Origin of the sequence: Pseudomonas prosekii (genome assembly GCF_900105155.1) — a bacterium.
GTDB classification, from domain to species: domain Bacteria; phylum Pseudomonadota; class Gammaproteobacteria; order Pseudomonadales; family Pseudomonadaceae; genus Aquipseudomonas; species Aquipseudomonas prosekii.
Genome location: NZ_LT629762.1, coordinates 850,872 through 864,023, shown reverse-complemented (window position 1 = coordinate 864,023; position 13,152 = coordinate 850,872). Strand labels below are relative to the sequence as shown.

The 13,152-nt window shown below is 59.1% G+C and carries 15 protein-coding genes; 2 read left to right on the top strand and 13 right to left on the bottom strand.

Annotated features, from left to right (window positions below; genetic code table 11):
- Positions 1-100: 100 nt before the first annotated feature.
- The 5 genes from BLU01_RS03940 to puuE form a co-directional block, all read right to left on the bottom strand.
- A complete protein-coding gene (locus BLU01_RS03940) occupies positions 101-1,402 on the bottom strand; it encodes a urate hydroxylase PuuD (RefSeq protein WP_092271128.1) in 1,302 nt (433 codons plus the stop codon).
- Positions 1,403-1,452: 50 nt separating this feature from the next.
- On the bottom strand, positions 1,453-1,956 hold the full coding sequence (locus tag BLU01_RS03935) for an ureidoglycolate lyase (protein ID WP_008005655.1): 504 nt from the start codon (positions 1,954-1,956) through the stop codon (positions 1,453-1,455).
- Between the two features lie 125 nt (positions 1,957-2,081).
- The gene (gene alc / locus BLU01_RS03930) at positions 2,082-3,077 is read right to left on the bottom strand and encodes an allantoicase (protein ID WP_092271125.1); all 996 of its coding nucleotides are present in this window, start codon (positions 3,075-3,077) and stop codon (positions 2,082-2,084) included.
- An 87-nt stretch (positions 3,078-3,164) separates the two neighbouring features.
- Positions 3,165-3,680 (bottom strand): 2-oxo-4-hydroxy-4-carboxy-5-ureidoimidazoline decarboxylase, encoded by a 516-nt coding sequence (gene uraD / locus BLU01_RS03925; RefSeq protein WP_092271122.1) that lies wholly within the window; start codon positions 3,678-3,680, stop codon positions 3,165-3,167.
- Positions 3,677-4,603 (bottom strand): allantoinase PuuE, encoded by a 927-nt coding sequence (puuE, locus tag BLU01_RS03920; RefSeq protein WP_092271119.1) that lies wholly within the window; start codon positions 4,601-4,603, stop codon positions 3,677-3,679. The genes uraD and puuE overlap by 4 nt, the downstream gene beginning before the upstream one ends.
- A 430-nt stretch (positions 4,604-5,033) precedes the next feature.
- Between puuE and uraH the strand changes: the two genes are divergently transcribed.
- Positions 5,034-5,387, top strand: coding sequence for a hydroxyisourate hydrolase (uraH, locus tag BLU01_RS03910; RefSeq protein ID WP_010456673.1), 354 nt, complete (start codon positions 5,034-5,036; stop codon positions 5,385-5,387).
- Between the two features lie 181 nt (positions 5,388-5,568).
- Here the strand turns inward: uraH and BLU01_RS03905 are convergent, their stop codons facing one another.
- From BLU01_RS03905 to BLU01_RS03875, 7 genes are all read right to left on the bottom strand, one after another.
- Positions 5,569-6,195, bottom strand: coding sequence for a LysE family translocator (locus tag BLU01_RS03905; protein ID WP_092271114.1), 627 nt, complete (start codon positions 6,193-6,195; stop codon positions 5,569-5,571).
- A gap of 104 nt (positions 6,196-6,299) precedes the next feature.
- A complete protein-coding gene (locus BLU01_RS03900) occupies positions 6,300-7,649 on the bottom strand; it encodes an NCS2 family permease (protein ID WP_092271111.1) in 1,350 nt (449 codons plus the stop codon).
- A gap of 518 nt (positions 7,650-8,167) precedes the next feature.
- On the bottom strand, positions 8,168-8,539 hold the full coding sequence (locus BLU01_RS03895) for a glutathione S-transferase N-terminal domain-containing protein (protein ID WP_092271108.1): 372 nt from the start codon (positions 8,537-8,539) through the stop codon (positions 8,168-8,170).
- A gap of 101 nt (positions 8,540-8,640) precedes the next feature.
- Complete coding sequence (gene folE / locus BLU01_RS03890; RefSeq protein WP_003204506.1) at positions 8,641-9,186, bottom strand: GTP cyclohydrolase I FolE; 546 nt, start codon at positions 9,184-9,186, stop codon at positions 8,641-8,643.
- Between the two features lie 77 nt (positions 9,187-9,263).
- Entirely contained in the window at positions 9,264-9,821 is a 558-nt protein-coding gene (locus BLU01_RS03885; RefSeq protein ID WP_092271105.1) for a Smr/MutS family protein, read from the bottom strand.
- A gap of 90 nt (positions 9,822-9,911) precedes the next feature.
- Positions 9,912-10,232: a hypothetical protein gene (locus BLU01_RS03880; protein ID WP_092271102.1), complete on the bottom strand. Its 321-nt coding sequence runs from the start codon at positions 10,230-10,232 to the stop codon at positions 9,912-9,914.
- 131 nt (positions 10,233-10,363) lie between these two features.
- Positions 10,364-10,954 (bottom strand): cysteine hydrolase family protein, encoded by a 591-nt coding sequence (locus BLU01_RS03875; RefSeq protein ID WP_092271099.1) that lies wholly within the window; start codon positions 10,952-10,954, stop codon positions 10,364-10,366.
- A gap of 253 nt (positions 10,955-11,207) precedes the next feature.
- Between BLU01_RS03875 and prmB the strand changes: the two genes are divergently transcribed.
- Positions 11,208-12,116 carry a 50S ribosomal protein L3 N(5)-glutamine methyltransferase gene (gene prmB, locus BLU01_RS03870; RefSeq protein WP_092271096.1) on the top strand — a complete coding sequence of 303 codons (909 nt, stop codon included), beginning with the start codon at positions 11,208-11,210 and terminating at the stop codon, positions 12,114-12,116.
- Positions 12,117-12,284: 168 nt separating this feature from the next.
- On the opposite strand, the gene BLU01_RS03865 is transcribed toward prmB, so the two are convergent.
- The gene (locus tag BLU01_RS03865; RefSeq protein ID WP_092271093.1) at positions 12,285-13,076 is read right to left on the bottom strand and encodes a hypothetical protein; all 792 of its coding nucleotides are present in this window, start codon (positions 13,074-13,076) and stop codon (positions 12,285-12,287) included.
- Positions 13,077-13,152: the final 76 nt, after the last annotated feature.

Below are 13,152 nucleotides of genomic sequence, written 5' to 3'. Positions count from 1 at the left end.
ATCAGGCGACCGCTGCGCGGCCGTTCGCGGGCAAGCCTCGCTCCTACAGGTTCTGCGCAAATCCTGTAGGAGCGAGGCTTGCCCGCGAAGCTTCTAACGATTAATTGGTCTGGGCTCCCTGAACAATCCAGGCGCCGATCAGGTCACGTTCCTGCTGGGTCATCTGGGTGATGTTGCCCAGTGGCATGATCTGGCTGGTGACCGCTTGCGCCTGAATGCGCGGGGCGTTCTGGCGGATCTGGTCAGGGGTATCGAACATCACGCCGGCCGGCGCGGCACTGAACAACGGGCTGGTCGGTTTGGCCGAGTGGCAGACCGAGCAACGTTCCTGGATCACGCTGTGCACCTTGTCGAAACTCGGGCCAGCGTTGGATGCCTGGGCCGGTGCAGCGGCAGGCGCAGCAGGTTTCGCGTCAACGGGTTTGGCCCCGCCACCGATTGCGGTTTCCGGCAACGGCTGGTACTCGATGGTGCCAGGCGCCTTGGCCACTTCCGGTGAACTCGGCATTTGCGCCGGGCCAGTCACGTAAGCCAGGCAGATCATGCCGACGGCGGCGACCGGCAAGGTCCAGGCGAACTTGTGGCTGTCGTGACGGGTGTTGAAGTAGTGACGCACCAACACCGCCAGCACCGCGATCCCGGCCAGGATCAGCCAGTTGTATTGGCTGCCGTACGTGCTCGGGAAGTGGTTGCTGATCATGATGAACAGCACTGGCAAGGTGAAGTAATTGTTGTGACGCGAACGCAACAGGCCTTTGGCCGGCAGTGCCGGATCGGGCGTGCGGTTCTCGGCAATCGCCGCTACCAGTGCACGTTGCGCCGGCATGATGATGCGGAACACGTTGCCGACCATGATGGTGCCGATGATCGCGCCGACGTGCAGGTACGCACCACGACCGCTGAACACTTTGCTGAAGCCGTAAGCCGCGCCAATGATCAGCACAAACAGGATGAAACCGAGCAGGGCAGGGCGTTTGCCCAAGGCCGAGTCGCAAAGGAAGGAGTAGACGAACCAGCCGACGAACAATGAAGCGATGCCCAGGGCAACACCTTCAGGACCGGTCAGGCTGCTGCCGGGTGCCAGCAGGTAGAGCGTCGGGTTGGAGTAGAACACCACGCACAGCAGCGCGATCCCCGACAGCCAGGTGAAGTAGGCTTCCCATTTGAACCAGTGCAGGTTGTCCGGCATGGTCGGTGGAGCCAGTTTGTATTTTTCCAGGTGATAGATACCGCCGCCATGGATCGCCCACAGATCACCGGCCAGACCACTTTTCGGGTTGACCCGATTGAGGTTGTTTTCCAGCCAGACGAAATAGAACGACGCACCGATCCAGGCCACGCCAGTAATCATGTGAACCCAGCGCACGCTCAGGTTCAGCCATTCAAACAGATGTGCTTCCACAGTCTTTACCTCTCGCCTGTCACTCTGTTGTCGAGTGATCAGACCTTCTCTTATTGGTGGGGGGCAAGGATCAAACGCTCATCCTCTTTGAAAAAATGCTCATCGCAGTTATTGCCTGTGCCACTGCGATCAACCACCAGGAAGTCATCCCGCTTTTCGATCGTCAGCACCGGATGGTGCCAAACGCCGCGATGGTAATTAATGCCCTGCCTGCCGTTGGTGACGAAGGCGCGGACCAAGCCTGATACAGGTTCATCGCCAAGTGGCGCGACCACGATCAGAAAGGGGTTGCCGAGCAGCGGAATGAAAGCCTGGCTGCCCAGCGGGTGACGCTCCAGCATGCACACGGTCAGCGGCATGTCCTGCGCGTCGGCGCGGAAGATGCTGATGATCGCGTTGTCTTCTGGCGTGGCGGTTTCTACCGTCGCCAGTTTATGAAAGCGCATGGTCGAACCGTTGTTGATCATGAAGTGATCGCTGCCATCGGTTTCGATCACGTCACCGAACGGGGCGAAAGCTTCTTTGGTCAGCGGTTCAATCGTCAATGTGCGCATGCTGGTCTTCTTACCTTGAGTTCGTTGTTGTGTTGCCTTTTGTGGGAGCACAGCTTGCTGGCGATGGGGCCCTCACTGACGCCATCGCCAGCAAGCTGCGCTCCCACAGGTTTTTCATCAACCGCTTACTTGGCGACTTTGCCCAAAACGCGCAGGCGGCTCACACCACCATCCGGGAACACGTTGAGGCGGATGTGGGTGATCGGGCCCAGTGCCTTGATCTGCTCGGCGAAGCTGTGTTCGGCGTGCATTTCCAGTTTTTGTGCCGGCAACAATTCGCGCCAGAACAGCGATTGGGTTTCGATCTGGCTGTCGGTGCCGCCCTTGACGAATGCGCCCTGGATCGAGCACGTGTCCGGGTAGTTGCCTTTGAAGTGCAGGGTGTCGACGATGACTTTCTCGACTTCACCGGCATGCCCCAGCGCGACGATTACCCAGTCATTGCCCGGCGTACGACGACGTGCAGTTTCCCAGCCGTCGCCCATGTTGATGCCACGACCCGGGTTGAGGATGTTGCTCATGCGGCCGAAGTGTTCGTCGGAGCAGGCGAGGGCGCGGCCACCATTCAGGGCTGCGGCCAAATCGATCTGCTCGTTGTCGCCCACAGCGGACCAGTCGCGGTGCGGCACGCCGTACACACGCAGACGCGCTACGCCGCCATCCGGGTAGATGTTGAAACGCAGGTGGCTGAATGCCTGATCGTTATTGATTTCGTGGAAGTGATGGCTGTTGCCTTGCAGCTCGACGGCCGACAGTACTTCAACCCACTGGGTGCTTTCAGTCGGTTCGCCTTCAGCGAGGAAACACGCTTCCAGGGAGGCCGACGGCGGGAAGTTGCCGGTGAAGAATGAAGTGTCGATGTCCACGCCTTTGATCGAGCCTGGAACGCCCAGGCGAATCACCGCGCTGTCGTAACCTTCGAAACGCTTGCGGCGCGATTCCCAGCCGTCCATCCACTTGCCGTTGTCATCGAACACGCCTTCTTTCCACACCGCCGGGGTCGGCTGGAACAGGCGGTTGGCATCAGCGAACCAGTCATCGGTGACCGAGATGATTTTGGTGCCCAGACGGGCGTCGGCCAGGTTGACGAACTTCTCGAAAGGTACGGCGTAAGCTTTCATTCTTCTTGTCTGCCTTTAATAAGTTGGCTTGGGATGCTTGCAGTGCCCTGGGCGACGTTTGCGTTCTAGGCGCTCGGGCAAGGCTCGCTATAGGGTCAGTAATCGGAACAGGGCGATCTTGTTGATCTCCGCCAGCGCGCATTTGAATTCGGCGTCTTGCGAATTGTTAATGCGCGTTTCGAACGCCGCGAGGATCTGATGCCGGTTGCTGCCTTTTACCGCCATGATGAAGGGAAACTTGAACTTGGCTTTGTAGGCGTCGTTCAGCTCGGTGAAGCGCTGGAACTCTTCGGCCGTGCATTGGTGAATACCGGCGCCAGCTTGTTCATTGGTACTGGCTTCGGTCAGTTGGCCCTGGACGGCGGCTTTGCCGGCCAGGTCCGGGTGAGCGTTGATCAGGGCCAATTGGCTTTGATGATCAGCGCTCAACAGGATGTCGCTCATGCGCTGGTGCAGGGTTTCGATCTGGTCGATCGAAGTGTCCTGGCCCAGGTCGAAGGCCTTCTCGGCCACCCATGGCGAATGTTCGTAGATGTCGGCGAAAGCGGCGACAAACGCGTCGCGGCTCAGGGTCGAAGGTTGGATGGTTTGGAACTGGCTCATTTCGCGGCCTCTTGATACGGGTGGGTTTCGTGCCAGTGGCGAGCGATGTCGACGCGACGGCTGAACCACACCTGTTCATGACTTTTAGCGTATTCGATAAAGCGTTTCAGCGAGGCCAGACGCGCCGGACGGCCGATCAGGCGGCAGTGCAGGCCGATCGAGAGCATCTTCGGCGCTTCGGCACCTTCGGCGTAGAGCACGTCGAATGCGTCTTTGAGGTATTCGAAGAAGTCATCGCCCTTGTTGAAACCCTGGACCTGGGTGAAGCGCATGTCGTTGGTGTCCAGCGTGTACGGGATCACCAAGTGCGGTTTGCCGGTCGGGTTGTTCGGTTCCCAGTAGGGCAGGTCGTCGTCGTAGGTGTCGCAGTCATAGAGGAAACCGCCTTCTTCCATCACCAGCCGACGGGTGTTCGGGCCGGTGCGGCCGGTGTACCAGCCCAATGGGCGTTCGCCGGTGAGTTCGGTGAGGATGCGGATCGCTTCGAGCATGTGCTCGCGTTCCTGCGCTTCGTCCATGTACTGATAGTCGATCCAGCGATAGCCGTGGCTGCAAATCTCGTGGCCGGCCTCGACCATCGCGCGGATCACGTCCGGGTGGCGCTGGGCGGCCATGGCGACGGCGAAGATGGTCAGCGGAATGTCGAATTCCTTGAACAGTTTCAGAATCCGCCAGACGCCGGCACGGCTGCCATACTCGTAAAGCGATTCCATGCTCATGTTGCGCGCGCCTTGCAGCGGCTGCGCCGAGACCATTTCCGAGAGGAAGGCTTCAGACTCTTTGTCGCCGTGCAGAATGTTGCGCTCGCCACCTTCTTCGTAATTCAGCACGAAGGACAGGGCGATGCGGGCATTGCCCGGCCAGTGTGGGTGCGGAGGGTTACTGCCGTAACCGACCAGGTCGCGTGGGTAGTCAGCGCTCACTGCAGTCTTCCTTTTTATTCGTGGCTTGTACAAAGTCCGGTTAGGTGTGGCGGCCTGGGATCGATTCACAGGCTGGCGTCACAGCGATGGGCTGATTGTATACAACTTTATATCGACTTTGTAAGCCTGAATTTTTGCATTTTTCATTGGCTGTCATCCAAACGTGATACTGCAAGAAACCTGCCTGAATGGTCAGCTAATGGACAGGAGGTCCGCTGATCGTCTGGTCCGGGGTGTGATTCGGCGCAAATCGGTAGATGGCGTTGGTCGTGAGAAAAATGTCGTTTTTATTGTGTACAATTTTTTTGAAAAGTGTCTTAATCAGTCGCTCGCCGCAGCTTTTCGTGCTCCGAAACGGTGCGGTCTCCTTTCAACTGACTTCGGGAGGCGCGAGGCCTGACTGCACTGAGCAGTCAGGCGCGCAGAATCAATGGGACGTTTGACTACACACGTTTTAGACGCTGCACACGGTTGCCCGGGCAGCTCGATCAAAGTCGAGTTGTACCGCGTTGAAGGTTCGCAGCTGGAATTGGTCGCCAGCGCGATAACCAACAGCGATGGCCGTGTCGATGCACCGCTGTTGCAGGGTGATGATTACCGTTCCGGGGTCTATCAGGTTCAGTTCCATGCGGGCGATTACTACCGCGCCCGTGGCGTTCAGCTGCCGGAGCCGGCGTTCCTGGATGTGGTGGTGCTGCGGTTCGGCATCTCTGCCGAGCAGGATCACTACCATGTGCCGTTGCTGATTTCGCCATACAGCTATTCGACCTACAGAGGAAGCTAGGTCCCCCAAGCCGCTTCTTCTGAAAAAAGCTGCGCATAAAGCTTCTTTGGTCTTTCGCCCGCTCACACTGCGGGCTTTTTTTTGCCTTGAGAAATATGCTGTTGCGGACGGCGCCTTCGCGGGCAAGCCTCGCTCCTACGGTCGGTGATACCTGTAGGAGCGAGGCTTGCCCGCGAAGCTTTTAGCGGCTCAACAACGACGCCGCGCCCGCGCCACTGAACAACCCGGCACTGACCCGGTTAAACCAACTCTGCCCCTTGCCGCTGCGCAGATACCGCGCCGCGCCGTGCGCGCCCAGCCCATACGCCAACTTGCACAGCAGATCGAGCACCGTCCAGGTCGCGATCATCACCAGCAATTGCGGGAGAAACGGCTGCTCGGCGCTCAAGAATTGCGGCAGAAACGCGGCGAAGAACAGGATGTCTTTCGGATTGCTCGCGCCCAGCACAAACGCGCGCCCGAACAGCGCCCGAAAGCGCGGCACCGCGGCGGTCTGCGGCACTTCGGCACCCACCGACGGCTGGCGCGATTGCTGCCAGCTCTGCCAGGCGAGGTAAAACAGGTACAGCGCGCCGACGATCTTCAGCGCGCTGAACAACTGTTCCGACGCCAGCAGCAGGGCGCCCAGGCCCAGTGCCGAGGCGCTGAGCAGACAGATCGAAGCAATCACGCCACCGAGGAATGCCGGATAAGATCGGCGCAAACCGTAATTCAAGCTGTTGCTGATCATCAGCAAAGACAACGGCCCCGGGATCAGGATTACCACCAGCGCAGCGCCGCTGAACAGCAGCCAGGTTTCCAGACTCATCACTTTCCTCCTAATGTGCAAAAGCCCCACCCGACGGGGTGAGGCTGTTTTGAAGCACCGTTTTGAAAAAACTGTTTTGAAAACTGTTTTGAAACGTAGACGGCTTACAGAAAAACGAACTTGGCGATGAAGATCGCGCAGAGCACCCACAAACTGATGGAAATTTCCTTGTGTTTACCGGTGCAAGCCTTCAACACCACGTAAGTGATAAAGCCCAGCGCGATGCCGTCGGCGACCGAGAAGGTCAGCGGCATCATGATCGCGGTCACGATGGCCGGAATGCTGTCGGTGGCTTCGTCCCATTCGATGTGCGCCATGCCGCCCATCATCAGCATCGCGACATAAATCAGTGCGCCGGCGGTGGCGTAAGCCGGAATCATGCCGGCCAGCGGTGCGAAAAACATTGCGGCAATAAATAGCACACCTACGGTCACAGCGGTAAGACCAGTCCGACCACCCGCTGCCACACCGGCGGCACTTTCTACATAACTGGTGACCGGCGGCACGCCGACCATCGCGCCGAATACGCTCGACGCACTGTCAGCCTTGAGTGCGCGGGAGAGGTTTTCGATTTTGCCGTCGGCGTTGACCAGACCGGCGCGCTGGGCGACGCCCATCAAGGTGCCCGCGGTGTCGAACATGTGCACGAAGAGGAACGCCAACACCACGCTGATCATGCTGATGTTGAACACGCCGGCGACGTCCATGGCCATCCAGGTCGGCGCCAGACTTGGCGGTGCCGACATCAGGCCTTGATAGTGAACCAGGCCCAGGCCCCAACCGGCCAATGTCACGGCGATGATACTGATCAAAATGGCGCCGAACACTCGGTGATAGCTGAGCACGGCGATCATCAGGAAGCAGATGGCCGCGAGCAGCGGGCCGGGCTCGCGCAGGGAGCCGAGTTTGATCAGGGTGGCCGGGCTGTCGACGACGATGCCGGCGGTTTTCAGGCCGATCAGGCCGAGGAACAGGCCGACGCCGGCGCCCATGGCGTAGCGCAGGCTGACTGGAATGCTGTTGAGCAACCATTCGCGGATCCGCGAAAAGGTCAGGAACATGAACAACACGCCCGAGATAAACACCGCGCCGAGGGCGGTTTCCCAGTTGTAGCCCATGGTGCCGACCACGGTATAGGTGAAGAACGCGTTGAGGCCCATGCCCGGCGCGAGGCCGACCGGCCAGTTCGCGTACAGGCCCATCAGCAGGCAGCCGAGCGCGGCGGCGATGCAAGTGGCAACAAACGCCGCACCGTGGTCGATGCCAGCGTCAGCCATGATGTTCGGGTTGACGAAGATGATGTACGCCATGGTAATGAAGGTTGTCAGACCGGCGATCAGCTCGGTCTTCACCGTGGTGCCATGCAAGCTGAGTTTGAAGATGCGCTCCAGCCAGCCTTTGCGTAACGGCGGCGAGAGATCCAGCGACGGGGCTTCGGATTTGCGGCTTTCCACAGCGAGTACTCCTCAAGAGTTTTATTTTTATTTCCAGGACCGGACCCATGAGGGTGGCAGCGGTCCTTTGAGGCACTTGCGAATTTGTTGACCGCTTGGTCAGGAACTCGCACGAAGTGGATTATGCTTTTGTATACAAATAAAGCAAATAATGTTTTTGGTTTTGTAGACGAATTTTTTGGCGTTAGCGATATATCGCCTGTTCCGACGCCATCGCGAGCAGGCTCACTCCTCCAGTCGACCGCATTTCCCTGTAGGAGCGAGCCTGCTCGCGATAGGGCTCAGACTGGCGACGGTGGTGCGGCAGGCGCAGGCGTTGCAGGCTGCGTGAAGGCATAAAAAAACCGGCTCGAGGGCCGGTTTTTTTGGGTCTGTGAATTGTGGTGTCTGGGCTGGCCTCATCGCGAGCAAGCTCGCTCCCGCAAGGGATCGAAGGTGCCGCCTATTTCCATCACCCCACAAAACCCTGCGGGAGCGAGCTTGCTCGCGATGGCATCAAACAGGACACTGCAAATCCATCAAACCGCAGCAAAGCGCTTATCCAGATAATCAATAATCACCTTGGATTCATACATCCAGGTGGTCTGCCCATTTTCTTCGATGCGCAGGCACGGGACTTTGATTTTGCCGCCCTGATCCAGCAACGCCTGGCGATCCTGCTCGTTGTTTTTCGCATCACGCAACGCCACCGGCACATTCAAGCGGCGCAGCGTGCGGCGGGTTTTCACGCAGAACGGGCAGGCGTGGAACTGATACAGCGTCAGGTCCTTGGCTGCCGCGTTGACCTTGGCTTGATGTTCCGCCGGGCGCTGCTTCTTGCCGGGGCGGGTGATGAAGTCGATGAAGATGATCAGTTGGCCAAGGCCGACACGAAGCGCTTTTACGAACACGGTATAAGCCTCACGGGGCGAAAGAAGGCGCGCAGCTTACCGTACTTTTCACGGGCGAAAAAAAACCGGCGATGAATGCCGGTTTTCTTCGTGCTGCCGAATTACTTGATCAGGCTGAGAAACTCGCTGCGGGTAGCGGCGTTTTCGCGGAACTCGCCGAGCATCACCGAAGTGATCATCGACGAATTCTGTTTCTCGACACCGCGCATCATCATGCACATGTGCTTGGCCTCGATCACCACTGCAACGCCCAGGGCGCCGGTGACTTGCTGGACCGCGTCGGCGATCTGGCGGCTGAGGTTTTCCTGGATCTGCAGGCGGCGGGCGTACATATCGACGATCCGCGCGACTTTCGACAGCCCCAACACCTTGCCGCTCGGGATATAGGCGACGTGCGCCTTGCCGATAAACGGCAGCAAATGGTGTTCGCACAACGAGTAGAGCTCGATGTCCTTGACCAGCACCATTTCGCTGTTGTCGGAGCTGAACAAGGCACCATTGGTGACTTCTTCAAGCGTCTGTTCATAACCGCGGCAGAGGTACTGCATGGCTTTGGCGGCACGCTTTGGCGTGTCGAGCAGGCCCTCGCGGGAAACGTCCTCGCCCAATTGGCCGAGAATCGCGGTGTAATTCTGTTCCAGGGACATGAAACTACCTGTGGGATTTTACGCAAAGGGCAAGGGTACGGTGGCGGACACGGCGCTGCAAGCGTGAAGCGACAGCTTTACTCGTCGCGACCTTCCATCATGGTCCGTTTGAGCAGCACATAAACCGCTCCGGCGCCGCCGTGTTTAGCTTGGCAAGAGGTGAAGCCGAGTACTTGGGAATGCTGGCGCAGCCAGGTGTTGACGTGGCTTTTGATCATCGGCCGCTTGCCGTCCAGGCGCACCGCTTTGCCGTGGGTGACGCGCACGCAGCGGATTTCGAATTTGGTCGCTTCGGCAAGGAACGCCCACAGGGTTTCGCGGGCCTTTCCGACATTCATGCCGTGCAGGTCGAGGCTGCCTTCGAAGGGGATCTGGCCAATCTTCAGTTTGCGGATCTGGCTTTCCTGAACCCCGTCGCGGGCCCACATGAGCTCGTCTTCCGGGCCAACGTCGATCACAAACTGATCGGACAGGCCGTCGACGGTGGTCGCATCGGTGCGCACGGTGGCAGCCTGACGCAGCTTGGCAATCTGCGCGCGGTCAGCCTTGGGTTTGCCGGTTTCGGCGCGATCGTGCTTGATCGGCTTGACGCCTTGGATCGCACTTTTGAACAGGGAAAAATCGTCGTCTTGCATGTCAGCCTCCGCGAAGGAGGGCAGTTTACCCAAGTCACGACGCTATCCATAACAAACAATTGGAGCCCGGCCAGTGCCGAGCTCGAGGATTCAGTCGTGTTTTTTCATCAGATGCGGAGCCATGTTCAGCTCTTGCGACTGGCGCGAGCGACGTCTGCAACGACGCCACAGCCAGACGCCGATGTACAACACCAGCAGGCCAATCACCAGGATCACCGCCGCGCCGGCCTTGTTGGTGTTCAGTTCGCCCATCGCGGGCGCGTGGCCGAGCAGACTGGCGCCGCCGGCCAGTGCCATCAGCACACCGAGCATCGCCAGCAGCGCGGCAATCGTTGCGCCGATTCGAAAACGCCAGTTGCTTTGGCCTTTGGGCCGCAAGCGGCGTGCGTCAAAACCATCGGATAACTTCATTCCGACCTTCCTCAATGGGTATCGGCCCTTCGACCGGGAGTTGACCGGGATGTTCCTGAGGCTAAGGCAATTGCAGCAAATGAGAGGCTTTTGCGGATGAGCGGCGGCATCGACCGCTCAGCGTCAGGCGATCAGATCAAATCGTGGGTCAGGGTGAGGGTGGCGAAGTTGTCCGCCATGATCGCCATTTCGGTCTGCTGCACATGTTCGGCGCTCAGCACGCTGTCCTTGTAGGGCAAATCGCGAGTGGCGCAGGCGTCTTCAACGAGTGTGCAACGGAAACCCAGGTTTTTCGCCGCGCGTACCGTGGTGCTGACGCTGGAATGGCTCATGAAACCGGCAACGATCAGGTCCAGCGAACCGAGTTCCTGCAAACGATCGTACAGCGGGGTGCCGTGAAACGCGCTCGGCAGCAACTTGCCGATGATGGTTTCGTCGCCCTGTGGCTCCAGGCCCGGGATGAATTCACCGCGTTCGCCTTGCGGATCGAACAGCCCGCCGACGGTGCCGAGGTGGCGCACATGGACGATCGGCCGACCGGCTGCGCGGGCAGCGCTCACCAGTTGCTTGATGTTGGCGACGGCATTATCCATGCCGCTCAGGGCCAGCGGGCCGCTGAGGTATTCCTTCTGCGCATCGATGATGATCAGCGTCGCCTGGCTCAGTTTGGCCGCCGGGTAACCGCGGCCGCTGAGATGAAACATCGTTTGTGGAACGGACATTCTGGGGCTCCTTGGAGTGGGGCTTTTGCGACATTGTCCTCTGGCTGAGCGGTTCTGTGAATCGCTACTATCGCAGGCGCCGTCGTTGCTGGCGTGCAGCCTTGTCAAGATGCGCATTGTGTTCAATAGCCAATGGAAAATACAGATAAGTCCTACATCTGCTCCGGTGTTTTTCCCGCGTCGTCGTGGCGCGCTTTGGCTGGTAGAATCGCCAGTCGTTTTATTGCCACTCGTTTTATTTGGAGTTTGCCTCGTGATCACTTCCCGACTTCGTACCCTGCGCGACCATATCCGTTGGGCCGTCAGCCGCTTCCATGGGGAGGATCTGTTTTTCGGCCATGGGACCGACAACGCCTGGGACGAAGCCCGTCAACTGGTGTTGGGTTCGCTGCACTTGCCGTGGGAAATCGCCGACAGCTACCTCGATTGCGCGTTGGAAGACGACGAGCTGGTCAAGCTGCAACGGCTGCTCAAGCGCCGCATCGAGGAGCGCATTCCCACCGCTTACCTGTTGGGCGAGGCCTGGTTCTGCGGCATGTCGTTCATCGTTGACGAGCGTGTGCTGATCCCGCGTTCACCGATTGGTGAGCTGATCGAAAAGCGCTTTGCGCCTTGGCTGGGCAACGATCCGGCACGCATTCTCGACCTCTGCACCGGTTCCGGTTGCATCGGCATTGCCTGTGCCTACGAGTTCCAGAACGCCGAAGTGGTGCTGGCCGATCTGTCGTTCGAAGCGCTCGAAGTGGCGAACCAGAACATCGAGCGCCACGGCGTCGATGAGCGCGTGTACACGGTTCAGGGCGATGGTTTTGATGGTTTGCCGGGGCAACGTTTCGACTTGATCGTGTCGAACCCGCCTTACGTCGATGCCGAAGATTTCGCCGACATGCCGGATGAATACCAGCACGAACCGGAGCTGGGCCTGGCGTGTGGTGAGGATGGTTTGAACCTGGTGCGCCGGATGCTCGCCGAAGCGGCGGATCACCTGACCGAGAAGGGTTTGTTGATTGTCGAAGTGGGCAACAGCCAGGTTCACGTTGAAGCGCTATACCCGGAAGTCGATTTCGCCTGGCTCGATTTCGAGCGCGGCGGGCATGGCGTGTTCATGCTGACAGCGGAGCAATGCCGCGAGCATCAGGCCGTCTTCGCGTCCCGCGTCTGACCGCTATCATTTGTGGCGAGGGGGCTTGCTCCCGTTGGGTCGCGAGGCGGCCCGCGCATTTCCCCGCGCATTTCAGCGTTAAACCGCAGCAAGCGGTTTACGACTGCTGCGCAGCCGAACGGGGGCAAGCCCCCTCGCCACAACAAGCCCCATCGCCACAAAGTGTTGCTACCGGTGCGTAGCAATCCAGATCAGCAATCCCGCCTGAAACACTGCAAATGCCACCAGGCAGGTAATGGTGAAGCGCAGCCCGGCGTCTTCACGTTTGTACTTGCTGACTTTCTCTTCGTGCTTCTTCAGCTTCACTTCCTGCTCAGCCAGGTTGTGCTCGGCTTGCTGAAGCATCTGCGCGGCTTCGAGAATTTCCACCTGCTGGAGCTTTTCGCTGTTCCAGTCCGCGAGTAAATCACCAACCTTCACTTCTTTGACGCTGCCCTTCAAATGCTGGGCATCGGCATACGCCACTTCAAAACCGTGCGCGCGCAAAAAGTGATCGCGGCGCAGGCGAGTGTCTTCGTTCAGCGCGTCTTTGTTGTTCAGGTCGGTGCCGTCGACGGTGTAGCCCGGCCAGCGTTTCTTCGCCCAACTGATGCCTTGAGCGGCGAGGTAACGGCCGATGCCACGGTTCAGCGGTTCGATCTGCAGCCCGCTGTCAGGGCCGAAATGCACGCGGCGGGTCTGGTGATCGACCCACACGTCCAGCAGATTCTGTTCCTTGCGCACCCGCTGGCCCGGCAGCTTGATGGTCAGGCGCATCAGGCTGAGTTCTTTGCTGTTGCGCTCGGCGTAACCGAATTCAACAAAACGCAACGGCCGCCCGCCGGTGTTGCGATCGGTCTTCAACGGCGCCAGACGCAGCATTCTGTGGTGCTCGGCATGCACATCCGCCCACGGCAGCTCGACCGCTGGCGGTGCTTCTTTTTCAGCGCTGGTGTCGGGTGAAGTCTGGGTATCAGTCATAACGGCGAGATCCTGTCCAAGCTCTGCTTGCCGCCAGTCTTAGCGCTGGCGACAAAGGCTTATCGGCCGTTTTACT

Excerpts from the sequence above, each read along its gene's own strand:
- alc (WP_092271125.1), bottom strand. The coding sequence starts at position 3,077 with ATGAAAGCTTACGCCGTACCTTTCGAGAAGTTCGTCAACCTGGCCGAC.
- uraD (WP_092271122.1), bottom strand. The coding sequence starts at position 3,680 with ATGAGCCAGTTCCAAACCATCCAACCTTCGACCCTGAGCCGCGACGCG.
- BLU01_RS03865 (WP_092271093.1), bottom strand. The coding sequence starts at position 13,076 with ATGACTGATACCCAGACTTCACCCGACACCAGCGCTGAAAAAGAAGCA.
- BLU01_RS03905 (WP_092271114.1), bottom strand. The coding sequence starts at position 6,195 with ATGAGTCTGGAAACCTGGCTGCTGTTCAGCGGCGCTGCGCTGGTGGTA.
- BLU01_RS03875 (WP_092271099.1), bottom strand. The coding sequence starts at position 10,954 with ATGTCCGTTCCACAAACGATGTTTCATCTCAGCGGCCGCGGTTACCCG.
- BLU01_RS03935 (WP_008005655.1), bottom strand. The coding sequence starts at position 1,956 with ATGCGCACATTGACGATTGAACCGCTGACCAAAGAAGCTTTCGCCCCG.
- BLU01_RS03880 (WP_092271102.1), bottom strand. The coding sequence starts at position 10,232 with ATGAAGTTATCCGATGGTTTTGACGCACGCCGCTTGCGGCCCAAAGGC.
- uraH (WP_010456673.1), top strand. The coding sequence starts at position 5,034 with ATGGGACGTTTGACTACACACGTTTTAGACGCTGCACACGGTTGCCCG.
- BLU01_RS03885 (WP_092271105.1), bottom strand. The coding sequence starts at position 9,821 with ATGCAAGACGACGATTTTTCCCTGTTCAAAAGTGCGATCCAAGGCGTC.
- folE (WP_003204506.1), bottom strand. The coding sequence starts at position 9,186 with ATGTCCCTGGAACAGAATTACACCGCGATTCTCGGCCAATTGGGCGAG.